16 protein-coding genes are annotated in these 14,873 nt (G+C 71.3%); 4 read left to right on the forward strand and 12 right to left on the reverse strand.

Going from position 1 to position 14,873, the window contains the following annotated elements:
- The 5 genes from ACZ4VF_RS34975 to ACZ4VF_RS34995 all read right to left on the reverse strand — a co-directional run.
- On the reverse strand, positions 1 to 1,053 hold a 1,053-nt coding region (locus ACZ4VF_RS34975; RefSeq protein ID WP_467931083.1), incomplete at its 3' end, for a sodium:solute symporter family protein.
- On the reverse strand, positions 1,050 to 1,313 hold the full coding sequence (locus ACZ4VF_RS34980) for a DUF3311 domain-containing protein (protein WP_467931084.1): 264 nt from the start codon (positions 1,311 to 1,313) through the stop codon (positions 1,050 to 1,052). The genes ACZ4VF_RS34975 and ACZ4VF_RS34980, both read right to left, overlap by 4 nt.
- Positions 1,314 to 1,460: 147 nt before the next feature.
- A complete protein-coding gene (locus ACZ4VF_RS34985; RefSeq protein ID WP_289968086.1) occupies positions 1,461 to 2,222 on the reverse strand; it encodes a GntR family transcriptional regulator in 762 nt (253 codons plus the stop codon).
- Positions 2,223 to 2,445: 223 nt separating this feature from the next.
- Positions 2,446 to 3,231 (reverse strand): glucosamine-6-phosphate deaminase, encoded by a 786-nt coding sequence (gene nagB, locus ACZ4VF_RS34990; protein WP_467931086.1) that lies wholly within the window; start codon positions 3,229 to 3,231, stop codon positions 2,446 to 2,448.
- A gap of 197 nt (positions 3,232 to 3,428) precedes the next feature.
- The gene (locus ACZ4VF_RS34995; RefSeq protein WP_467931087.1) at positions 3,429 to 4,181 is read right to left on the reverse strand and encodes an SDR family oxidoreductase; all 753 of its coding nucleotides are present in this window, start codon (positions 4,179 to 4,181) and stop codon (positions 3,429 to 3,431) included.
- 93 nt (positions 4,182 to 4,274) lie between these two features.
- On the opposite strand from ACZ4VF_RS34995, the gene ACZ4VF_RS35000 reads away from it, so the two are divergent.
- Together ACZ4VF_RS35000 and ACZ4VF_RS35005 are read left to right on the forward strand one after the other, a co-directional pair.
- Positions 4,275 to 4,889, forward strand: a complete 615-nt coding sequence (locus tag ACZ4VF_RS35000) for a TetR/AcrR family transcriptional regulator (protein WP_467931088.1) — start codon at positions 4,275 to 4,277, stop codon at positions 4,887 to 4,889.
- Between the two features lie 322 nt (positions 4,890 to 5,211).
- Positions 5,212 to 6,687 carry a sensor histidine kinase gene (locus ACZ4VF_RS35005; protein WP_467931090.1) on the forward strand — a complete coding sequence of 492 codons (1,476 nt, stop codon included), beginning with the start codon at positions 5,212 to 5,214 and terminating at the stop codon, positions 6,685 to 6,687.
- Between the two features lie 246 nt (positions 6,688 to 6,933).
- Here the strand turns inward: ACZ4VF_RS35005 and ACZ4VF_RS35010 are convergent, their stop codons facing one another.
- Both ACZ4VF_RS35010 and ACZ4VF_RS35015 read right to left on the reverse strand, forming a co-directional pair.
- Positions 6,934 to 7,191, reverse strand: a complete 258-nt coding sequence (locus ACZ4VF_RS35010) for a WhiB family transcriptional regulator (protein ID WP_003992873.1) — start codon at positions 7,189 to 7,191, stop codon at positions 6,934 to 6,936.
- A gap of 322 nt (positions 7,192 to 7,513) precedes the next feature.
- Positions 7,514 to 8,482, reverse strand: a complete 969-nt coding sequence (locus tag ACZ4VF_RS35015; protein ID WP_467931091.1) for a diacylglycerol/lipid kinase family protein — start codon at positions 8,480 to 8,482, stop codon at positions 7,514 to 7,516.
- A 136-nt stretch (positions 8,483 to 8,618) separates the two neighbouring features.
- On the opposite strand from ACZ4VF_RS35015, the gene ACZ4VF_RS35020 reads away from it, so the two are divergent.
- Positions 8,619 to 9,074, forward strand: a complete 456-nt coding sequence (locus tag ACZ4VF_RS35020) for a hypothetical protein (protein ID WP_467931092.1) — start codon at positions 8,619 to 8,621, stop codon at positions 9,072 to 9,074.
- Positions 9,075 to 9,125: 51 nt separating this feature from the next.
- Here ACZ4VF_RS35020 and ACZ4VF_RS35025 read toward each other — a convergent pair whose 3' ends face one another.
- From ACZ4VF_RS35025 to ACZ4VF_RS35035, 3 genes are all read right to left on the reverse strand, one after another.
- Entirely contained in the window at positions 9,126 to 10,238 is a 1,113-nt protein-coding gene (locus tag ACZ4VF_RS35025) for an RNA polymerase sigma factor SigF (RefSeq protein ID WP_467931094.1), read from the reverse strand.
- Between the two features lie 17 nt (positions 10,239 to 10,255).
- Positions 10,256 to 10,672, reverse strand: a complete 417-nt coding sequence (locus ACZ4VF_RS35030; RefSeq protein ID WP_362160416.1) for an ATP-binding protein — start codon at positions 10,670 to 10,672, stop codon at positions 10,256 to 10,258.
- Between the two features lie 420 nt (positions 10,673 to 11,092).
- The gene (locus ACZ4VF_RS35035) at positions 11,093 to 11,353 is read right to left on the reverse strand and encodes a UBP-type zinc finger domain-containing protein (protein WP_356161233.1); all 261 of its coding nucleotides are present in this window, start codon (positions 11,351 to 11,353) and stop codon (positions 11,093 to 11,095) included.
- Positions 11,354 to 11,414: 61 nt separating this feature from the next.
- Here ACZ4VF_RS35035 and ACZ4VF_RS35040 point away from each other — a divergent pair, with 61 nt between their 5' ends.
- Positions 11,415 to 12,998: a Na+/H+ antiporter gene (locus ACZ4VF_RS35040; protein ID WP_467931095.1), complete on the forward strand. Its 1,584-nt coding sequence runs from the start codon at positions 11,415 to 11,417 to the stop codon at positions 12,996 to 12,998.
- A gap of 43 nt (positions 12,999 to 13,041) precedes the next feature.
- Here ACZ4VF_RS35040 and ACZ4VF_RS35045 read toward each other — a convergent pair whose 3' ends face one another.
- Both ACZ4VF_RS35045 and ACZ4VF_RS35050 read right to left on the reverse strand, forming a co-directional pair.
- A complete protein-coding gene (locus tag ACZ4VF_RS35045) occupies positions 13,042 to 13,956 on the reverse strand; it encodes a 1-aminocyclopropane-1-carboxylate deaminase/D-cysteine desulfhydrase (RefSeq protein ID WP_467931096.1) in 915 nt (304 codons plus the stop codon).
- Between the two features lie 303 nt (positions 13,957 to 14,259).
- On the reverse strand, positions 14,260 to 14,853 hold the full coding sequence (locus tag ACZ4VF_RS35050; protein WP_467931098.1) for an N-acetylmuramoyl-L-alanine amidase: 594 nt from the start codon (positions 14,851 to 14,853) through the stop codon (positions 14,260 to 14,262).
- Positions 14,854 to 14,873 lie beyond the last annotated feature (20 nt).

Raw genomic sequence — 14,873 nt, forward strand, 5'->3', positions numbered from 1 at the left:
CAGGGCGCCGATGCCGATGGCGGCGAAGGCGACGCCCGCGAACCAGTCCGGGAACATGTCCTCGAACAGCTGCGGGATGGCCAGCTGCCCGTTGGCGACCTTCACCCCGGCCGCGATCGCCATGAAGCCCAGCAGCGCCAGCAGACCCAGCATCAGGGAGTACAGAGGCAGGATCGTGGTGTTGCGGCGGATCACCTCACGGCTCCTGGACGACAGGGTGGCGGTGATCGAGTGCGGGTACATGAACAGCGCGAGCGCGGAGCCGAGGGCCAGCGTGGCGTACGTCCACTGCTTCGCATCCCCCGGCGCCAGGGCGCCGCGCGGTTCCCCGGTGTCCTTGTTCACCTGGCTGAACGCGTGGCCCGCCTTGGCGAAGATGTCGTCGAACCCGCCCAGCTTGATCGGGATGTAGATGATCGCCACCGCGATGACGATGTAGATCAGGGCGTCCTTGACGAAAGCGATCAGCGCGGGAGCGCGCAGACCGGACGAGTACGTGTACGCCGCCAGCACACCGAAGGCGATCAGCAGCGGCAGGTCCTTCACGAACCAGTTGGTGTTCTCGCCACCGCCGACGCCCATCACGTCCAGCACCGCCTGGATGCCGACGAGCTGGAGCGCGATGTACGGCATCGTCGCCAGGATGCCGGTCACCGCCACCGCCAGCGACAGCCCCTTCGAGCCGAACCGGCCGCGCACGAAGTCGGAGGTGGTGACGTACCCGTGCCGGTGCGAGACCGACCACAGGCGGGGCAGGAAGGTGAAGATCAGCGGGTACACCAGGATCGTGTACGGCACCGCGAAGAAGCCGGACGCGCCCGCCGCGTAGATCGCCGCCGGTACGGCGACGAAGGTGTACGCCGTGTACAGGTCGCCGCCGAGCAGGAACCAGGTGACCCAGGTGCCGAACGACCGGCCGCCCAGACCCCATTCGTCCAGGGAGTGCTCGTTCTCGGCCCTGCGCCAGCGCGCGGCCAGGAAACCCATGACCGTGACGGCCAGGAAGAAGAAGATGAAGACGCCGAGCGCGACGCCGTTGACGCCGTCCTTCACTTCGCCGCACCCCCGTTCGCGCCCCTGCGGGCGCGCTGGTCACGCTGCCAGAGCCTGTACGCCAGCATGGTGAGCGCGGTGGAGATCAGCACCCAGAGCATCTGGTACCAGTAGAAGAACGGGATCCCGATGAACGCGGGGTCCGTCTTGGCGTACGAGCCGACCCACAGCATCGCCACGAAGGGCGCGACGAGACACAGGGCGATGACCACCCGGGCCGGTGTCACCACCGGTGGTCTCACTTCAGGCGTTTCGGACATGCCACGGCTCCGTCCCCTCGCTGATCACCTGCAATGCGCAGGCAATCTAGGTGACGGCGTCGTGACAGTGGAAGACCTCGTCCGCATATCGGTATATGGATTCGGCGAACGCGTCGGGCCCGCGGTCCCCTGGGCCCCCTCGCCCCGCTACTCCGCGGGCCGCTTCAGCCGCGCCACGAACTTGTACCGGTCCCCCCGGTACACCGAGCGCACCCACTCCACCGGCTTGCCCTCGCGGTCCAGCGAGTGGCGGGAGAGCATCAGCATCGGCAGGCCCACGTCGGTGCCGAGCAGGCCCGCCTCGCGCGGGGTGGCCAGGGAGGTCTCGATGGTCTCCTCGGCCTCGGCGAGGTGGACGTCGTAGACCTCGGCCAGCGCGGTGTACAGGGAGGTGTACTTCACCAGCGAGCGCCTGAGGGCCGGGAAGCGCTTGGCCGACAGATGGGTGGTCTCGATCGCCATCGGCTCGCCGTTGGCCATGCGCAGCCGCTCGATGCGCAGCACGCGTCCGCCGGCGGTGATGTCGAGCAGTTCGGCGAGCCGGTCGTCCGCGGTGATGTACCCGATGTCCAGCAGCTGCGAGGTCGGCTCCAGGCCCTGGGCGCGCATGTCCTCGGTGTAGGAGGTGAGCTGCAGGGCCTGGGAGACCTTGGGCTTGGCCACGAAGGTGCCCTTGCCCTGGATGCGTTCCAGCCGGCCCTCCACCACCAGCTCCTGCAGCGCCTGGCGGACCGTGGTGCGGGAGGTGTCGAACTCGGCGGCCAGCGTGCGCTCGGGCGGGACCGGCGTGCCGGGCGCCTGGGTCTCCGTCATGTCGAGCAGGTGCTTCTTCAAGCGGTAGTACTTGGGCACGCGGGCGGTACGGGTCGTGCCGGCCTCGTTCTCCGCACTGCTGACGTCGGTGCTCATGCTCTGCCTTCCCGGCTCCGGTGCCGAAAGCGACCGACATCCCATCGGTCACGGCTCACATCGTGGCACGGGTTGTCGTGTCAGCACTCCACCCGCACGCTCCGTGATCCCCTCTATATACCGTCGCTCCCGTGGTTGGTCTAGTCCAGCAGGAGGAGCAGCGGGGCGGTGGAGCGAGGGGAGGGACGGGAGCCCGGCCCCCCGGGGGGGCGGGCCCCCGGGATCAGATCCCCTGCCACTCCGGCTTGTCGGCGTAGGTGTGGCGGAAGTAGTCGGCCAGCTTGAGCTTGGACGCGGCCGCCTCGTCCACGACCACCGTGGCGTGCGGGTGGAGCTGGAGCGCCGAGGCGGGGCAGACGGCGGCGACCGGACCCTCGACGGTCGCGGCGACCGCGTCCGCCTTGCCCTCGCCGGTGGCCAGCAGCACCAGGTGCCGTGCCTCCAGGATGGTCCCGATGCCCTGGGTGATGACGTGGTGCGGGACCTGCTCGATGTCGCCGTCGAAGAAGCGGGCGTTGTCGATCCGGGTCTGCTCGGTCAGCGTCTTGATCCGGGTGCGCGAGGCGAGTGAGGAGCACGGCTCGTTGAACCCGATGTGCCCGTCGGTCCCGATGCCGAGCAGCTGCAGGTCCACCCCGCCGGCCTCGGCGAGCGCGCGGTCGTACGCCTCGCACGCCGCCTGGACGTCCTGGGCGGTGCCGTCCGGCCCCATGAACGCCGCCATGTCCATGCCGAGCGGCTCCAGCACCTCGCGGCGCAGCACCGAGCGGTAGGACTCGGGGTGGTCCGCGGGCAGCCCCACGTACTCGTCGAGCTGCGCTATCCGCGCCCGCGAGGCGTCCACGGCGCCGGAGCGGACCTTGGCGGTCAGCGCCCGGTAGACGGGCAGCGGGGTGGAGCCGGTGGCCACGCCGAGCAGGGCGTCGGGCTTGCGTCGCAGCAGCTGGGCCATGGCCTCGGCGATCAGCTCGCCGCCCGCCGCGGCGTCCGGAACGATGACAACTTCCACGCTGGGCCTGCCTTCTGAGAGGGCTCTGTGCGTCTCTATGTGGTTTAGACCAATCTAACAGAATCCGGCGTTCGGGGGCGCGGAGAGGGAGGAGGTGGAGACGGAGAGAAGGAGAGAAAGAGAGGGCGAGAGAAGGGGGGAGGGGGCGGGTCGGCGGGCCGGGGAGGCCCGCCGTGCCGGGTGGGCGGGCAGGGTGCTCAGGTGAGGGAGCCTCCCGTGGCGTCCAGCCAGTGACCGGTCACCCATCGGCCGTCCTCCGAGACCAGGAAGGCGACCACGTCCGCGATGTCCGCCGGTGTGCCCACCCGGCCCAGCGCCGAGTAACCGGCGGCCTGCTGCCACGCCTCGTCGCTCGCCCGCAGCCAGGAGGCGTTGACGTCGGTGTCCACGATGCCGGGTGCCACCGAGTTCACCGTGATCCCGCGGGGGCCGAGGACCTTGGACAGGTCCCGGGTGAAGACGTCCAGGGCCGCCTTCGTCATGGAGTACGCCATCAGGTCGGGCATGGCCGCGGCACGGGAAAGGCCGGACGACACGGCCACCACCCGCCCGCCGTCCCGCAGCCGCTCCGCCCCGAGCCGGGTGAGGAAGAACGGGGCCTTCACGTTCACCGCGAAGAGCCGGTCGTACTCCCCCTCCTCGATCTCCGTGAACGCGCGGGAGGTGCCGATGCCCGCGTTGTGCACGAGGATGTCCAGCCCGTCCGCCTGCCGGTCGAACTCCGCCCACAGCCGCTCGGCGTCCCCGGGTTCGCCCAGCTCCACCCCGACCGGGAAGGCGGAGCCGCCGGCCGCCTCGATCGCCGCGACCGTCTCCTTGGCGGCGCTCTCGTTGCTCCCGTAATGCACCGCCACCCGCGCCCCGTCGCGCCCGAGCCGCTCGGCGATCCCCCGCCCGATGCCCCGGCTCGCGCCCGTGACCAGCGCCGTCTTCCCCGTGAGCGCACCCATGTCTGCCCCTCCGCATTTGTCTAACGATCGCTACAGAAAGACCGTACACCAGTCCGCCGACAATTTTCTAGGGACCGCTATAAAATGGTGCCCATGGCGACGCGTCAGGACACAGCAGTGAAGGGGCGGGGGCGGCCGCGCTCCTTCGACCGGGCCACGGCCCTGGAGAAGGCGCTGATGGCCTTCTGGGAGCACGGGTACGAGGCCACCTCGGTCTCCGACCTGACCCGGATCATGGGCATCGGCGCCCCCAGCCTGTACGCGGCCTTCGGGGACAAGCGCACCCTGTTCGACGAGGTCGTCCGCGTCTACGCCGGCACGCACGGAGCCTTCACCGGCCGCGCCCTGGCCGAGGAGCCGACGGCGCGGGCGGGTGTCGCGCGCATGCTCCGCGAGGCCGCCGCCGAGTACACCGACCCCGCCCACCCGCACGGCTGTCTGATCGTCCACGCCGCCACCAACTGCACCAACCCGGAGGTCGAGGCGCTGCTGTGCGGGCTGCGCAACGCCAACATCGCCCGGCTGGAAGCCCGGATCCAGACCGACATCGCGGCCGGGCTGCTGCCGGCCGGCACCGACGCCGCCGCCCTCGCCCGGCATGCCGGTGCGATGATCCAGGGCATGTCGCAGCAGGCCCGCGACGGCGCACGCCGGGAGGAACTGGAAGCGCTCGCCGAAATTGCCATGGCCATCTGGCCCCACGACTGACCCGGGCGGGCTAGGCTGCGTGGCATCGCGTGCCGGTGCCCTCGCGGCGGGACGCCTCCACACCATGGACACGCCCTCGTGGTCTAGTCCACAATCGAGAAGAACAAGCCTCCGTCTTCCCCGCACAGGAAGGCGGACAGAGGAACCGGCGCTCTCTGCCCTGACTGCTCCGGCTCCTCGACCTTCGGCCGACCGGGACCGCACACCCCGCGGCCGATGATGCTCCGGGCTGCGGTGCCGGGAGGGTTGAGGGTCCCTTCCAGGCGCCGCGGCCCGCGGGTGTTTTTCGGCCATCCACGAGGCCCCGGGTACGCTCGCACACGTGCCCTCCATGAACGAACTCGTACGCCAGCACACAGCCCTCGACGACTCCGATCTCGAGTGGCTCCACCTGCTGGTCTCGGAGTGGCAACTGCTCTCCGACCTCTCCTTCGCCGACCTGGTGCTGTGGGTGCCCACCCGGGACGGCACCCGGTACGTCTCGGTCGCCCAGATGCGGCCCAACACCGGCCCGACCTCCTACCAGGACGACATGGTCGGCCACCTGGTCCCGCGCGGCCGGCGGCCCATGCTGGACGCCGCCCTGGACGAGGGCCGGATCGTGCGCGAGGGCGACCCGGAGTGGCGCGAGGAGGTCCCCGTACGGGTCGAGTCCATCCCCGTGCGCCGTGAGGGCCGCGTCCTCGGTGTGATCGCCCGGAACACCAACCTGCTCACCGTGCGCACCCCGAGCCGGCTGGAGCTGACCTATCTGCAGAGCGCCTCCGACCTGGCGCAGATGATCGCGGCCGGCTCCTTCCCCTTCCCCGACCAGCAGGTCGACATGGACGCCTCCCCGCGCGTCGGCGACGGCCTGATCCGGCTGGACGCGGACGGCATCGTCCAGTACGCCTCTCCGAACGCCCTCTCCGCCTACCACCGGCTCGGCCTCGCCGCCGACCTGGTCGGCCACCACCTGGGGCAGACCACGGCCGAACTCGCCCCGACCCGCGGCCCCGTGGACGAGGCGCTGGCCAAGGTGGCCAGCGGCTGGGCGCCGCGCGAGTTCGAGATCGAGGCCCACGACGGCGTCATCCAGTTCCGGGCCATTCCGCTCAAGCCCAAGGGGACGCGCATCGGTTCGCTGGTGCTGCTCCGGGACGTCACCGAACTGCGGCGCCGCGAGCGCGAGTTGATCACCAAGGACGCCACCATCCGGGAGATTCACCACCGGGTGAAGAACAACCTCCAGACGGTCGCCGCACTGCTCCGCCTCCAGGCCCGGCGCATCGACTCCGAGCGCGGCCGGGAGGCGCTGGAGGAGGCGGTCCGCCGGGTCGGCTCCATCGCCATCGTCCATGAGACGCTGTCTCAGAACCTGGATGAGCGGGTGGAGTTCGACGACATCGCCGACCGGGTGCTCGCCATGGTGGCCGAGATCTCGCCGGGCAAGGTGACCGGCCGCCGCAGCGGACGGTTCGGGATACTCGACGCCGAGGTCGCCACCCCGCTGTCCATGGTCCTCACCGAGATCCTGCAGAACGCCCTGGAGCACGGCTTCCGTGAGGGCGACACCGGCACGGTCGAGGTCTCGGCGGTGCGGGGCGGCACCACCAAGGAGGCCCGGCTGCTGGTCACCGTCCAGGACGACGGGGTCGGCCTGCCCGAGGGCTTCGACCCGCACCGCTCGGGCAACCTCGGTCTGCAGATCGTACGGACATTGGTGGAAGGCGAGTTGGGCGGCTCGTTCGACATGCTGCCGGCGCCGGAGCGGGGGACCCGGGTGATCCTCGACATTCCCGTGCGGGCACAGAAGTAGGCGACCCCCCTTCCCCGGAAGGGGACGACTCCCTTTCACCGAAGGCGGTTCGCGCAGGGCGCCGGCCGCGGGGTGTCCGAGCACAGCAAAAAGCCCCGGACCGCCATTGGTCCGAGGCTCGTGCTCGTTGCTGCTCTGCTCAATCGCTAGCGGCATCGGGGGTACTGCGCGCTGCGGCTCGGGGGCGGGAGATGCGTACGTGCTGTGCGCGCCGCCAAGCTCAGGCTGTCAGCAGGGGTGGGTGTGTCAGGCGGAGGCCTGACGAGCCCGGTTGCGGGCGGCGCGGCGCTTCATGGCACGGCGCTCGTCCTCGCTGAGACCACCCCAGACGCCGGAGTCCTGGCCGGACTCAAGCGCCCACTGCAGACACTGCTCGATCACCGGGCAGCGACGGCAGACGGCCTTGGCTTCCTCGATCTGCAGCAGCGCAGGACCGGTGTTGCCGATGGGGAAGAAGAGCTCGGGGTCTTCCTCGCGGCAAACGGCGTTGTGACGCCAGTCCATGGCTGCTACCTCTCCTTGGTATTACGTGCAAGTTGCTTGTGAATGTGAACGCTTTCACGAATCCCTCAACAAGTGAAGGGCCGACCGCCGAGTCTTCACCCGGCGTGGTCCTGTGTTTTGAAGAGGGGTTCCGGTGATCAGTGGAGGCCGGTGTTGCGGGCCGTCCCGATCGCCACGTAGAGACTCGCAAACCTCAGCGGCGGATACAACCCCTTCCGGAAAGTTTTTTTTGATTCCTCGGTGTCGACTAGGTCACAGCCGTACTTCCATGGGGTGGATCCTGGCCTAAACGTTCGAGTGAAAGGAGTTTCGCCCGTTCCGCTCACACAATCACACGCAGTGCACGGCGTACGCCTGTGAACGTCACGCTGGTGCGCAGCCCCAGGTGGTCACCGTCCATCTGGAGGGGCAGAGGCGCCTTCGAATGCAAGGTGAACTGGTCCAGATCGTGCAGGGAGAGGGCGTGCTTGCCCTGCGGTCCCCGCTCGGGGGACGAAGTGAGCAACTGGGTGCCATACCGGGCAACCGCGGCAGTCGAGAGGCGGCTGAGACCGAGCACATCGATGCCGGTGTCGAACGAGGCCTTAGGCGACGTATACATGGGGCGATTGCCGAGATACGTCCACGGGGACGTGTTCGAGACTATGGCGACGACCAGATCCTCGACCGGGTCGGCGCCGGGCCGCTCCAGCGTGATCGTGCCGTGCCGGCGGTTCGGCTCGCCGAGGAACTGCCGGATCACCTGGCGGACGTAGAGCGCGTGCGTCGACTTCTTCCCGCGCTCGCGCTGCTGCTCGACCCGGCCCACCACGCCGGCGTCGAACCCGAGCCCGGCGTTGAAGGTGAACCACCGGGCCGGCACCGCCTCGTCCTCGGTGCCCGGCGGGCCGGAGGTCAGTCCCAGGCCGACGACCCGCTCGCTGCCCTCGCGCAGCGCGTCCAGCAGCGCGCCGGTGGCCTCGACGGGATCGTTGGGCAGGCCCAGGGCGCGGGCGAAGACGTTCGTCGAACCGCCGGGGACGACGGCCAGACCGGGCAGGCGGTCGGGGGCGGGACCGGCGTGCAGGAGGCCGTTGACGACCTCGTTCACCGTGCCGTCCCCGCCGAGGGCCACCACCAGGTCGATGTCGTCGCTCTCCGCCGCCTGCCGGCCGAGGTCGCGGGCGTGGCCGCGGTACTCGGTGGTGACCGCCTCCAGCTTCATCTCGCTCGCCAGCGCGTGGATCAGCACGTCACGTCTGCGTGCGCTTGTGGTGGTAGCCGCCGGATTGACCACGAGAAGTGCACGCATGCATGGCAGCGTACCTACTGGCAGGTACCCGGCCCAGACCGAGGTAGGGATCCGGTAAGAGACCAGGGCGTGAGCCTGGACACTCGGGTGCGCGGGGCCCGCCCGGGCGCGGGAGGGGGAGGGCTACCCTGCTGGGGTGAGCAGTCAGCAGAACCCCGCCCCCGACACCGCCGAAGCCGCCGACCCGGCCGCCGAGCCGCGCCCGCGCCGGCTCACGTACGCGGCGGCGCTGGCCGGGCTGGAGGGCGCCGCCCTCATGGCCGGCGGCCTGTGGGTGCTCGTCCTCGGACTCGCCGGCGAAGGGGACGACCGGCAGCAGGCCGTGACCCTCGGGATCACCCTGGTCGTCCTCGCGCTGCTGCCGCTGCTCGCCGCGCGCGGTCTGCTGCTGCGACGCGGCTGGAGCCGGGGCCCCGCGGTGATCACCCAGGTCCTGGCCCTTCCGGTGGCCTACAACCTGCTGCACTCCGACGGTGTCGCCATCCCGGTGGGCATCGTGGTGGCGGCGGTCGCCGTGACGGCGCTGGTGCTCCTCGTCAACGGCGAGACGACCCGGGCCCTCGGGATCAAGGGGCCGGGCCGGTCCGAGTGACGCCCGGCCGGCCCGGGCCTGCTCCTCGACGAGCAGCAGGCGGGTACGGTCCTACTCCTCGACGAGGAGCTTCTCCCGCAGCTGGGCCAGCGTGCGGGCCAGCAGCCGGGAGACGTGCATCTGGGAGATGCCGACCTCCTGCGCGATCTGGGACTGGGTCATGTTCCCGAAGAAGCGCAGCAGCAGGATCCGCTTCTCACGCGGAGGCAGGTCCTCCAGCAGCGGCTTGAGGGACTCACGGTACTCCACGCCCTCCAGCGCCTCGTCCTCGGCGCCCAGGGTGTCGGCGACCGCCGGCGACTCGTCGTCCGTGTCGGGCACGTCCAGGGACAGCGTGGAGTACGCGTTGGCGGACTCCAGGCCCTCCAGGACCTCCTCCTCGGAGATGGCGAGCTTCTCGGCCAGCTCGTGCACGGTCGGGGACCGGCCGTGCAGCTGGGACAGCTCGGCCGTGGCGGTGGTCAGCGAGAGCCGCAGCTCCTGGAGCCGGCGCGGAACCCGGACCGCCCAGCCCTTGTCGCGGAAGTGCCGCTTGATCTCGCCGACGACGGTCGGGGTGGCGTACGTGGAGAACTCCACGCCGCGCTCGGGATCGAACCGGTCGACGGACTTGATCAGACCGATCGTGGCGACCTGCGTGAGGTCGTCCAGCGGCTCGCCGCGGTTGCGGAAGCGGCGGGCCAGGTGCTCCACGAGCGGCAGGTGCATGCGGACCAGCTGGTTGCGCAGCTCCGCGTACTCCGTGCTGCCCTCCCGCAGGGTGCGCAGCTCGATGAACATCGCCCGCGCCCCGCTGCGGTCCTGGGCGTCGTGCCGCACGGCCTTCACGGCGTCCGCGCCCGGCGCGTCGTCCTCGGCGTTTCGCTCGTGCTCGCTCATCGTCCCGCCCGTAGCCCTTCCCCGAGGCCTCGCCCCCGCGCGGACCCCGGTTCCGGCACCGCCGCGTGCCGGGGGCGGCGTGCCGTCCGCGGCATCGTCCCCGCCGGCCCGCGCGGAGTCGTCCTCCGGGTGCGGCCTGGCCTGCTCGGGGATGCCGTCGATGCCGTCCGCCGTGCGCCGGGAACCGTCCCGGGGATCAGCCCCGGAGGTCTCGGCGCTGGTCGACCAGGGGGCACCCCCGTCCCCGGTCGGCAGCTCCCGTGTGCCGCGCTCTTCGTCCCGCACCGGCCCGTCCCCGTTCCTCACGCCGGCCCGGGGCCGGCGCCGCGCTGTTTGTAGAGGCTGATCGAGACCGTCTTGTCCTCGTCGACGGCGGACGAGACCTTGCCCGCGAGGGCCGACAGCACGGTCCAGGCGAAGGTGTCCCGCGAGGGGGCATGGCCGTCCGTGGTCGGCGCCGACACCGTGACCTCCAGCGAGTCGTCCACGAGCCGGAAGACACAGCTGAGCACCGAGCCGGGCACGGCTTGCTGGAGCAGGATCGCGCAGGCCTCGTCCACGGCGATGCGCAGGTCCTCGATCTCGTCCAGGGTGAAGTCCAAGCGGGCCGCCAGACCGGCCGTGGCCGTCCGCAGCACCGACAGGTAGGCACCCGCAGCCGGAAGCCGGACTTCCACGAAGTCCTGGTTCGTCGCGGGCTCGCCTGCGATCTGGGACACCCTCACCTCCATGGTGGTACAAGCTTTACGGGGCCGAGGGTCGCCCCTCGGGGGTAACGCGTACGTGGTTCAAGCGGTGACGCTATCGCGCTCCGAACGTTGCTGTCCCCGGGACCCCAACCCCCTGGCGTCACTCACAGTAAAGCTGTGGATACGCTCCGTGTCTAGAGGGTTTGCGGGCCCAAAAGGGAAGAGCGCGCGCCGGGTTGACGTACCCAGACGTCAGGCGCTCGAACCGTCGTGCGGCAGCCGCCGCATGCAGTGTCACACGAGAAGGCGGTCGGACGGGACGGTCTCGCCCACACGAGCGCGTTCGACCAGCTCACACGAGTACGGGTCGCAGGGCCGCGGGCCGCGGGAGCGCGGGTCGTACGAGCGCGGTGGGGCCGCCGGTCACGCCGAGGGACACGCCGGCACGGGTCACACGAGCACGTGGTCGACGAAACACCACCGCCAGTCCTCGCCGGGCTCGAAGGTCCGCATCACCGGGTGACCGGACTTCTCGTGGTGCTCCGTCGCGTGCCGTCCCGGCGAGGAGTCGCAGCAGCCGACGTGACCGCAGGTGAGGCACAGTCGCAGCTGTACGGGGTGGGTGCCGTCCCGCAGGCACTCGGGACAGGTCGGTTCGAGGGGCTCCGGTTCCGGGTGCGGCAGCGCGGCGGCGTGCGTGCACTGTTTCATGATTGCCAGATTACGACGGGTGTGCGGGTGGCCGCGCGAAGACGAGGGTGGGCGAGGACCAATGGACGTGATGCCCCTGCTGTTGCTGGTCGCGGGCAGCGCCGCGGTGGCCGCGGCGGCGCGGCGGACCCCCGCGCCGGCGCCCCTGCTGCTGGTCGCGGCGGGCCTGGCGGTCTCCTACATCCCCGGCGTGCCGTCCTACACCCTCGATCCGCACATCGTCCTGCCCCTGCTGCTGCCCCCGCTGCTGTACACCTCGGCGAGCGACAGCTCCTACCTCGACCTCAGGGCGCAGTTGCGGCCGGTGGCGCTGCTCTCGGTGGGCTACGTGCTCTTCGCGACCGTCGTCGTCGGCTGGGCCGCCCATCTGCTCGTCCCCGGTCTGTCGCTGACCGCCGCGCTGGTGCTGGGCGCGGTGGTGGCCCCGCCGGACGCGGTGGCGGCGACGGCGGTCGCGCGCCGGGTCGGCCTGCCCTCCCGGATCACCACCATCCTCCAGGGCGAGTCCCTGCTGAACGACGCCACGGCGATCACCGCCTACAAGGTCGCGCTCGGTGCCGCCGTCGGCGAGGGGGCCACCTGGGGCGGCGGCATCCGCGAGTTCGCGCTCGCCGCGGTCGGCGGTGTCGGCATCGGCCTCGTCCTCATGGCGCCCCTGCACTGGCTGCGGACGCACCTGACCGAGCCCCTGCTGCAGAACACGCTCTCGCTGCTGATCCCGTTCGTCGCCTACGGGGTCGCGGAGGCCGCGCACGCCTCCGGGGTCCTCGCCGTCGTGGTCGTCGCCCTGTACCTCGGCCACCGCGCGTGGGAGGTCGACTTCGCCACCCGGCTCCAGGAGGAGGCGGTCTGGAAGATGGTCGCCTTCGTGCTGGAGTCCGCGGTCTTCGCCCTGATCGGCCTCCAGCTGCCGATCGTCCTCAAGCGGCTCGGCGAGTACGAGGGCGCCTCCGCCGTCTGGTACGCGGCCGCCGTCTTCGTGGTCGTGGTGGTGGCCCGGTTCGTCTGGGTCTACCCGGCCACCTTCCTGCCCCGGCTGCTGTCCGCGCGCATCAGGGAGCGCGAGCAGAACCCCACCTGGCGGGGCGCGATGGTCACCTCGTGGGCCGGTATGCGCGGTGTCGTGTCCCTGGCCATCGCCTTCGCGATCCCGTCGACCATGCCCGACGGCCCCCGCAACCTGATCCTCTTCCTGACCTTCACCACCGTCATCGGCACCCTCGTCGTCCAGGGCGTGACACTGCCGCCGCTGATCCGGCTGCTGCGGTTCCCCGGCCGCGACCGGCAGGCCGAGACGCTCGCCGAGGCCAACGCCCAGGCGCAGGCCTCGCGGGCCGCGGAGGCCCGGCTGGACGACCTCCTCTCCGACGAGCGCAACACCCTGCCGCCGCCGCTCGCCGACCGGCTGCGCATGGTGCTGGAGCGCCGTCGCAACGCCGTCTGGGAGCGGCTCGGCCAGGTCAATCCGGTCACCGGCGAGTCCGTGGACGACACCTACCGCCGGCTGTCCCGCGAGATGATCAGCGCCGAACGCGAGGTCTTCGTCAAGCTCCGCGACCTGCGCTACATCGACGACGAGATGCTGCGCGCGCTGCTGAGACGCCTGGACCTGGAGGAGGCGGCGGCCTTCAGGGAGGCCCACTAGCGGGTTCGCGGCGGCCGCCCGGGGCACGGCCGGCTGCCGGGGACTACGGGGAGGCTTCCGGGGGCTCCGGGAACGGCCGTCCCGTGACGACGGCGGCGATCGTCGTCCCGCGCGCGAAGGCGCCCTCCTCCGCCAGGGCGACGAGTCCGTACAGCAACTTGGCGACATAGAGACGCTCCACCGGCAGTCCGTGGCGCTGCTCGAAGTCCTGTGCGAACGCCTCCAGCGCCGGTGTCGTACGGGCGTAACCGCCGCAGTGGAAGCGGTCGTCGAGGGACCACGTGCCGCTGCGGACGCCGAAGGCACGTTCCTGCAGGTCCCGTACCGCCTCTTCCAGGAAGCCGCCCCTCAGGACCGGTACGCCGAGCGCGCGCTGCCCGTCCGCCAACCCGGCGGCGAGGCCGGCCAGGGTGCCGCCGGTGCCGCAGGCGACCGCGACGACCTCGGCGTGACCGCGCAGTTCCGTGCCGAGGTCACGGCAGCCGCGCACCGCCTCGGCGTTGCTGCCGCCCTCGGGGACGACGTACGCGTCCTCGGCGCCGGCCGCGCGCAGGATCGCGGCCAGGGTCTCCGGCTCGGTCTTGCGGCGGTACGTCGACCGGTCCACGAAGCGCAGCCGCATGCCGTCGGCCGCACACCGGGCCAGGGAGGGGTTGAGCGGGCGGTCCGCGAGCTCCTGCCCCCGGACCACTCCGGTGGTGGGCACGCCCAGCAGACGACCCGCGGCGGCGGTGGCCCGGAGGTGGTTGGAGTAGGCCCCGCCGAAGGTGACCAGCGGGCGGCCGTGCGCCGCCACGATGTTCGGCACCAGCTTGCGCCACTTGTTGCCGATCAGCTCCGGGTGGATGAGATCGTCCCGCTTGAGCACCATCCGGAGCCCGCGGCGGCCGAAACGGTCGTCCCGTATCTCGTGGAGGGGGGAGGGCAGGCGGGGGGTGAGCGGGTCGGGGCTGGTCACGGCTTCATTGTCGCCCGCGACCCGTGGCCCGTGACCCGTGACCCGTGACGGGCGCCCCGTGGCCCGTGGCCCGTGATCCGAGCCCCGTGACCCCTGGCTCGTCGTCCGTCGCCGGGTGGCCTGTCGGCGTCGTCCGTGGACGTCGCCCGTCGTCCGCGCACGTCGCCCGCGTCCGTCGCCCTGCCCGTCGTCGCCCGCCCGCCGGTCCGCGCCCCGTGCCGTGCCCCTGGACGCCGTCTGCGCCCGCCCGCCCCCGCTCCCGTGCCCCGCCCTCGTGTCACCGCCCCCGCCGCCCCCGCGCCGCTACCCCTTCAGCCTCTCGGCGATCCGTTCCCTCAGCCAGGACATCGAGAAGCCCCGCGGGTCCACCTTCCCCGGCTGCCACTCCAGGTGGCCGATGACCGACCGTTCCGTCCACCCGTGGTGCCGGCACAGCGCCGCGGCGACCCGCTCGACGGCCTCCAGCTGTTCCCGCGGCCACGGGTCCTGTCCGTCGCCGAGGTTCTCGCACTCGAAGCCGTAGAAGTGCCGGTTGCCGTCGGTGTTCGCCTCGTTGTCCGGCGGCAGTCCCTTCTCGGCGATCACCGCGCGCAGCACCTCGTCGTCACCCAGCCCGGCGTGGTTGGCACGGCCGTAGCCGACCAGGTGCACCGTGCCGTCCTTCGTGATCACGCCGTGGCACAGCGGTCCGGGCAGGTCGTCGTAGCCGTCGCGGCACAGCTCCACGGTGCGTTCGCCGCCCCGGGTCACCGTGTGGTGGATCATCACGCCGTGGACGGGCCCCCAGGGGCCCTTGTGGTTGCGGTTGTGGTGCTGCCAGTCGCCGACCTCGGCGACCGTGACGCCCTCCGCCCTGAGCGCGTCCAGAAATCCGCTCGCCGACATGGGTGGGGCCATGCCCGACTCCTTCGTGCCGT

The sequence above is a fragment of the Streptomyces sp. NPDC029151 genome (genome assembly GCF_055564315.1).

Bases quoted from the DNA above. Each gene is read 5' to 3' on its own strand.
- ACZ4VF_RS35015 (WP_467931091.1), bottom strand. From the start codon at position 8,482: ATGCGTGCACTTCTCGTGGTCAATCCGGCGGCTACCACCACAAGCGCA.
- ACZ4VF_RS35035 (WP_356161233.1), bottom strand. From the start codon at position 11,353: ATGAAACAGTGCACGCACGCCGCCGCGCTGCCGCACCCGGAACCGGAG.
- ACZ4VF_RS35000 (WP_467931088.1), top strand. From the start codon at position 4,275: ATGGCGACGCGTCAGGACACAGCAGTGAAGGGGCGGGGGCGGCCGCGC.
- ACZ4VF_RS35010 (WP_003992873.1), bottom strand. From the start codon at position 7,191: ATGGACTGGCGTCACAACGCCGTTTGCCGCGAGGAAGACCCCGAGCTC.
- ACZ4VF_RS34985 (WP_289968086.1), bottom strand. From the start codon at position 2,222: ATGAGCACCGACGTCAGCAGTGCGGAGAACGAGGCCGGCACGACCCGT.
- ACZ4VF_RS35040 (WP_467931095.1), top strand. From the start codon at position 11,415: ATGGACGTGATGCCCCTGCTGTTGCTGGTCGCGGGCAGCGCCGCGGTG.
- ACZ4VF_RS34980 (WP_467931084.1), bottom strand. From the start codon at position 1,313: ATGTCCGAAACGCCTGAAGTGAGACCACCGGTGGTGACACCGGCCCGG.
- ACZ4VF_RS34995 (WP_467931087.1), bottom strand. From the start codon at position 4,181: ATGGGTGCGCTCACGGGGAAGACGGCGCTGGTCACGGGCGCGAGCCGG.
- ACZ4VF_RS35050 (WP_467931098.1), bottom strand. From the start codon at position 14,853: ATGGCCCCACCCATGTCGGCGAGCGGATTTCTGGACGCGCTCAGGGCG.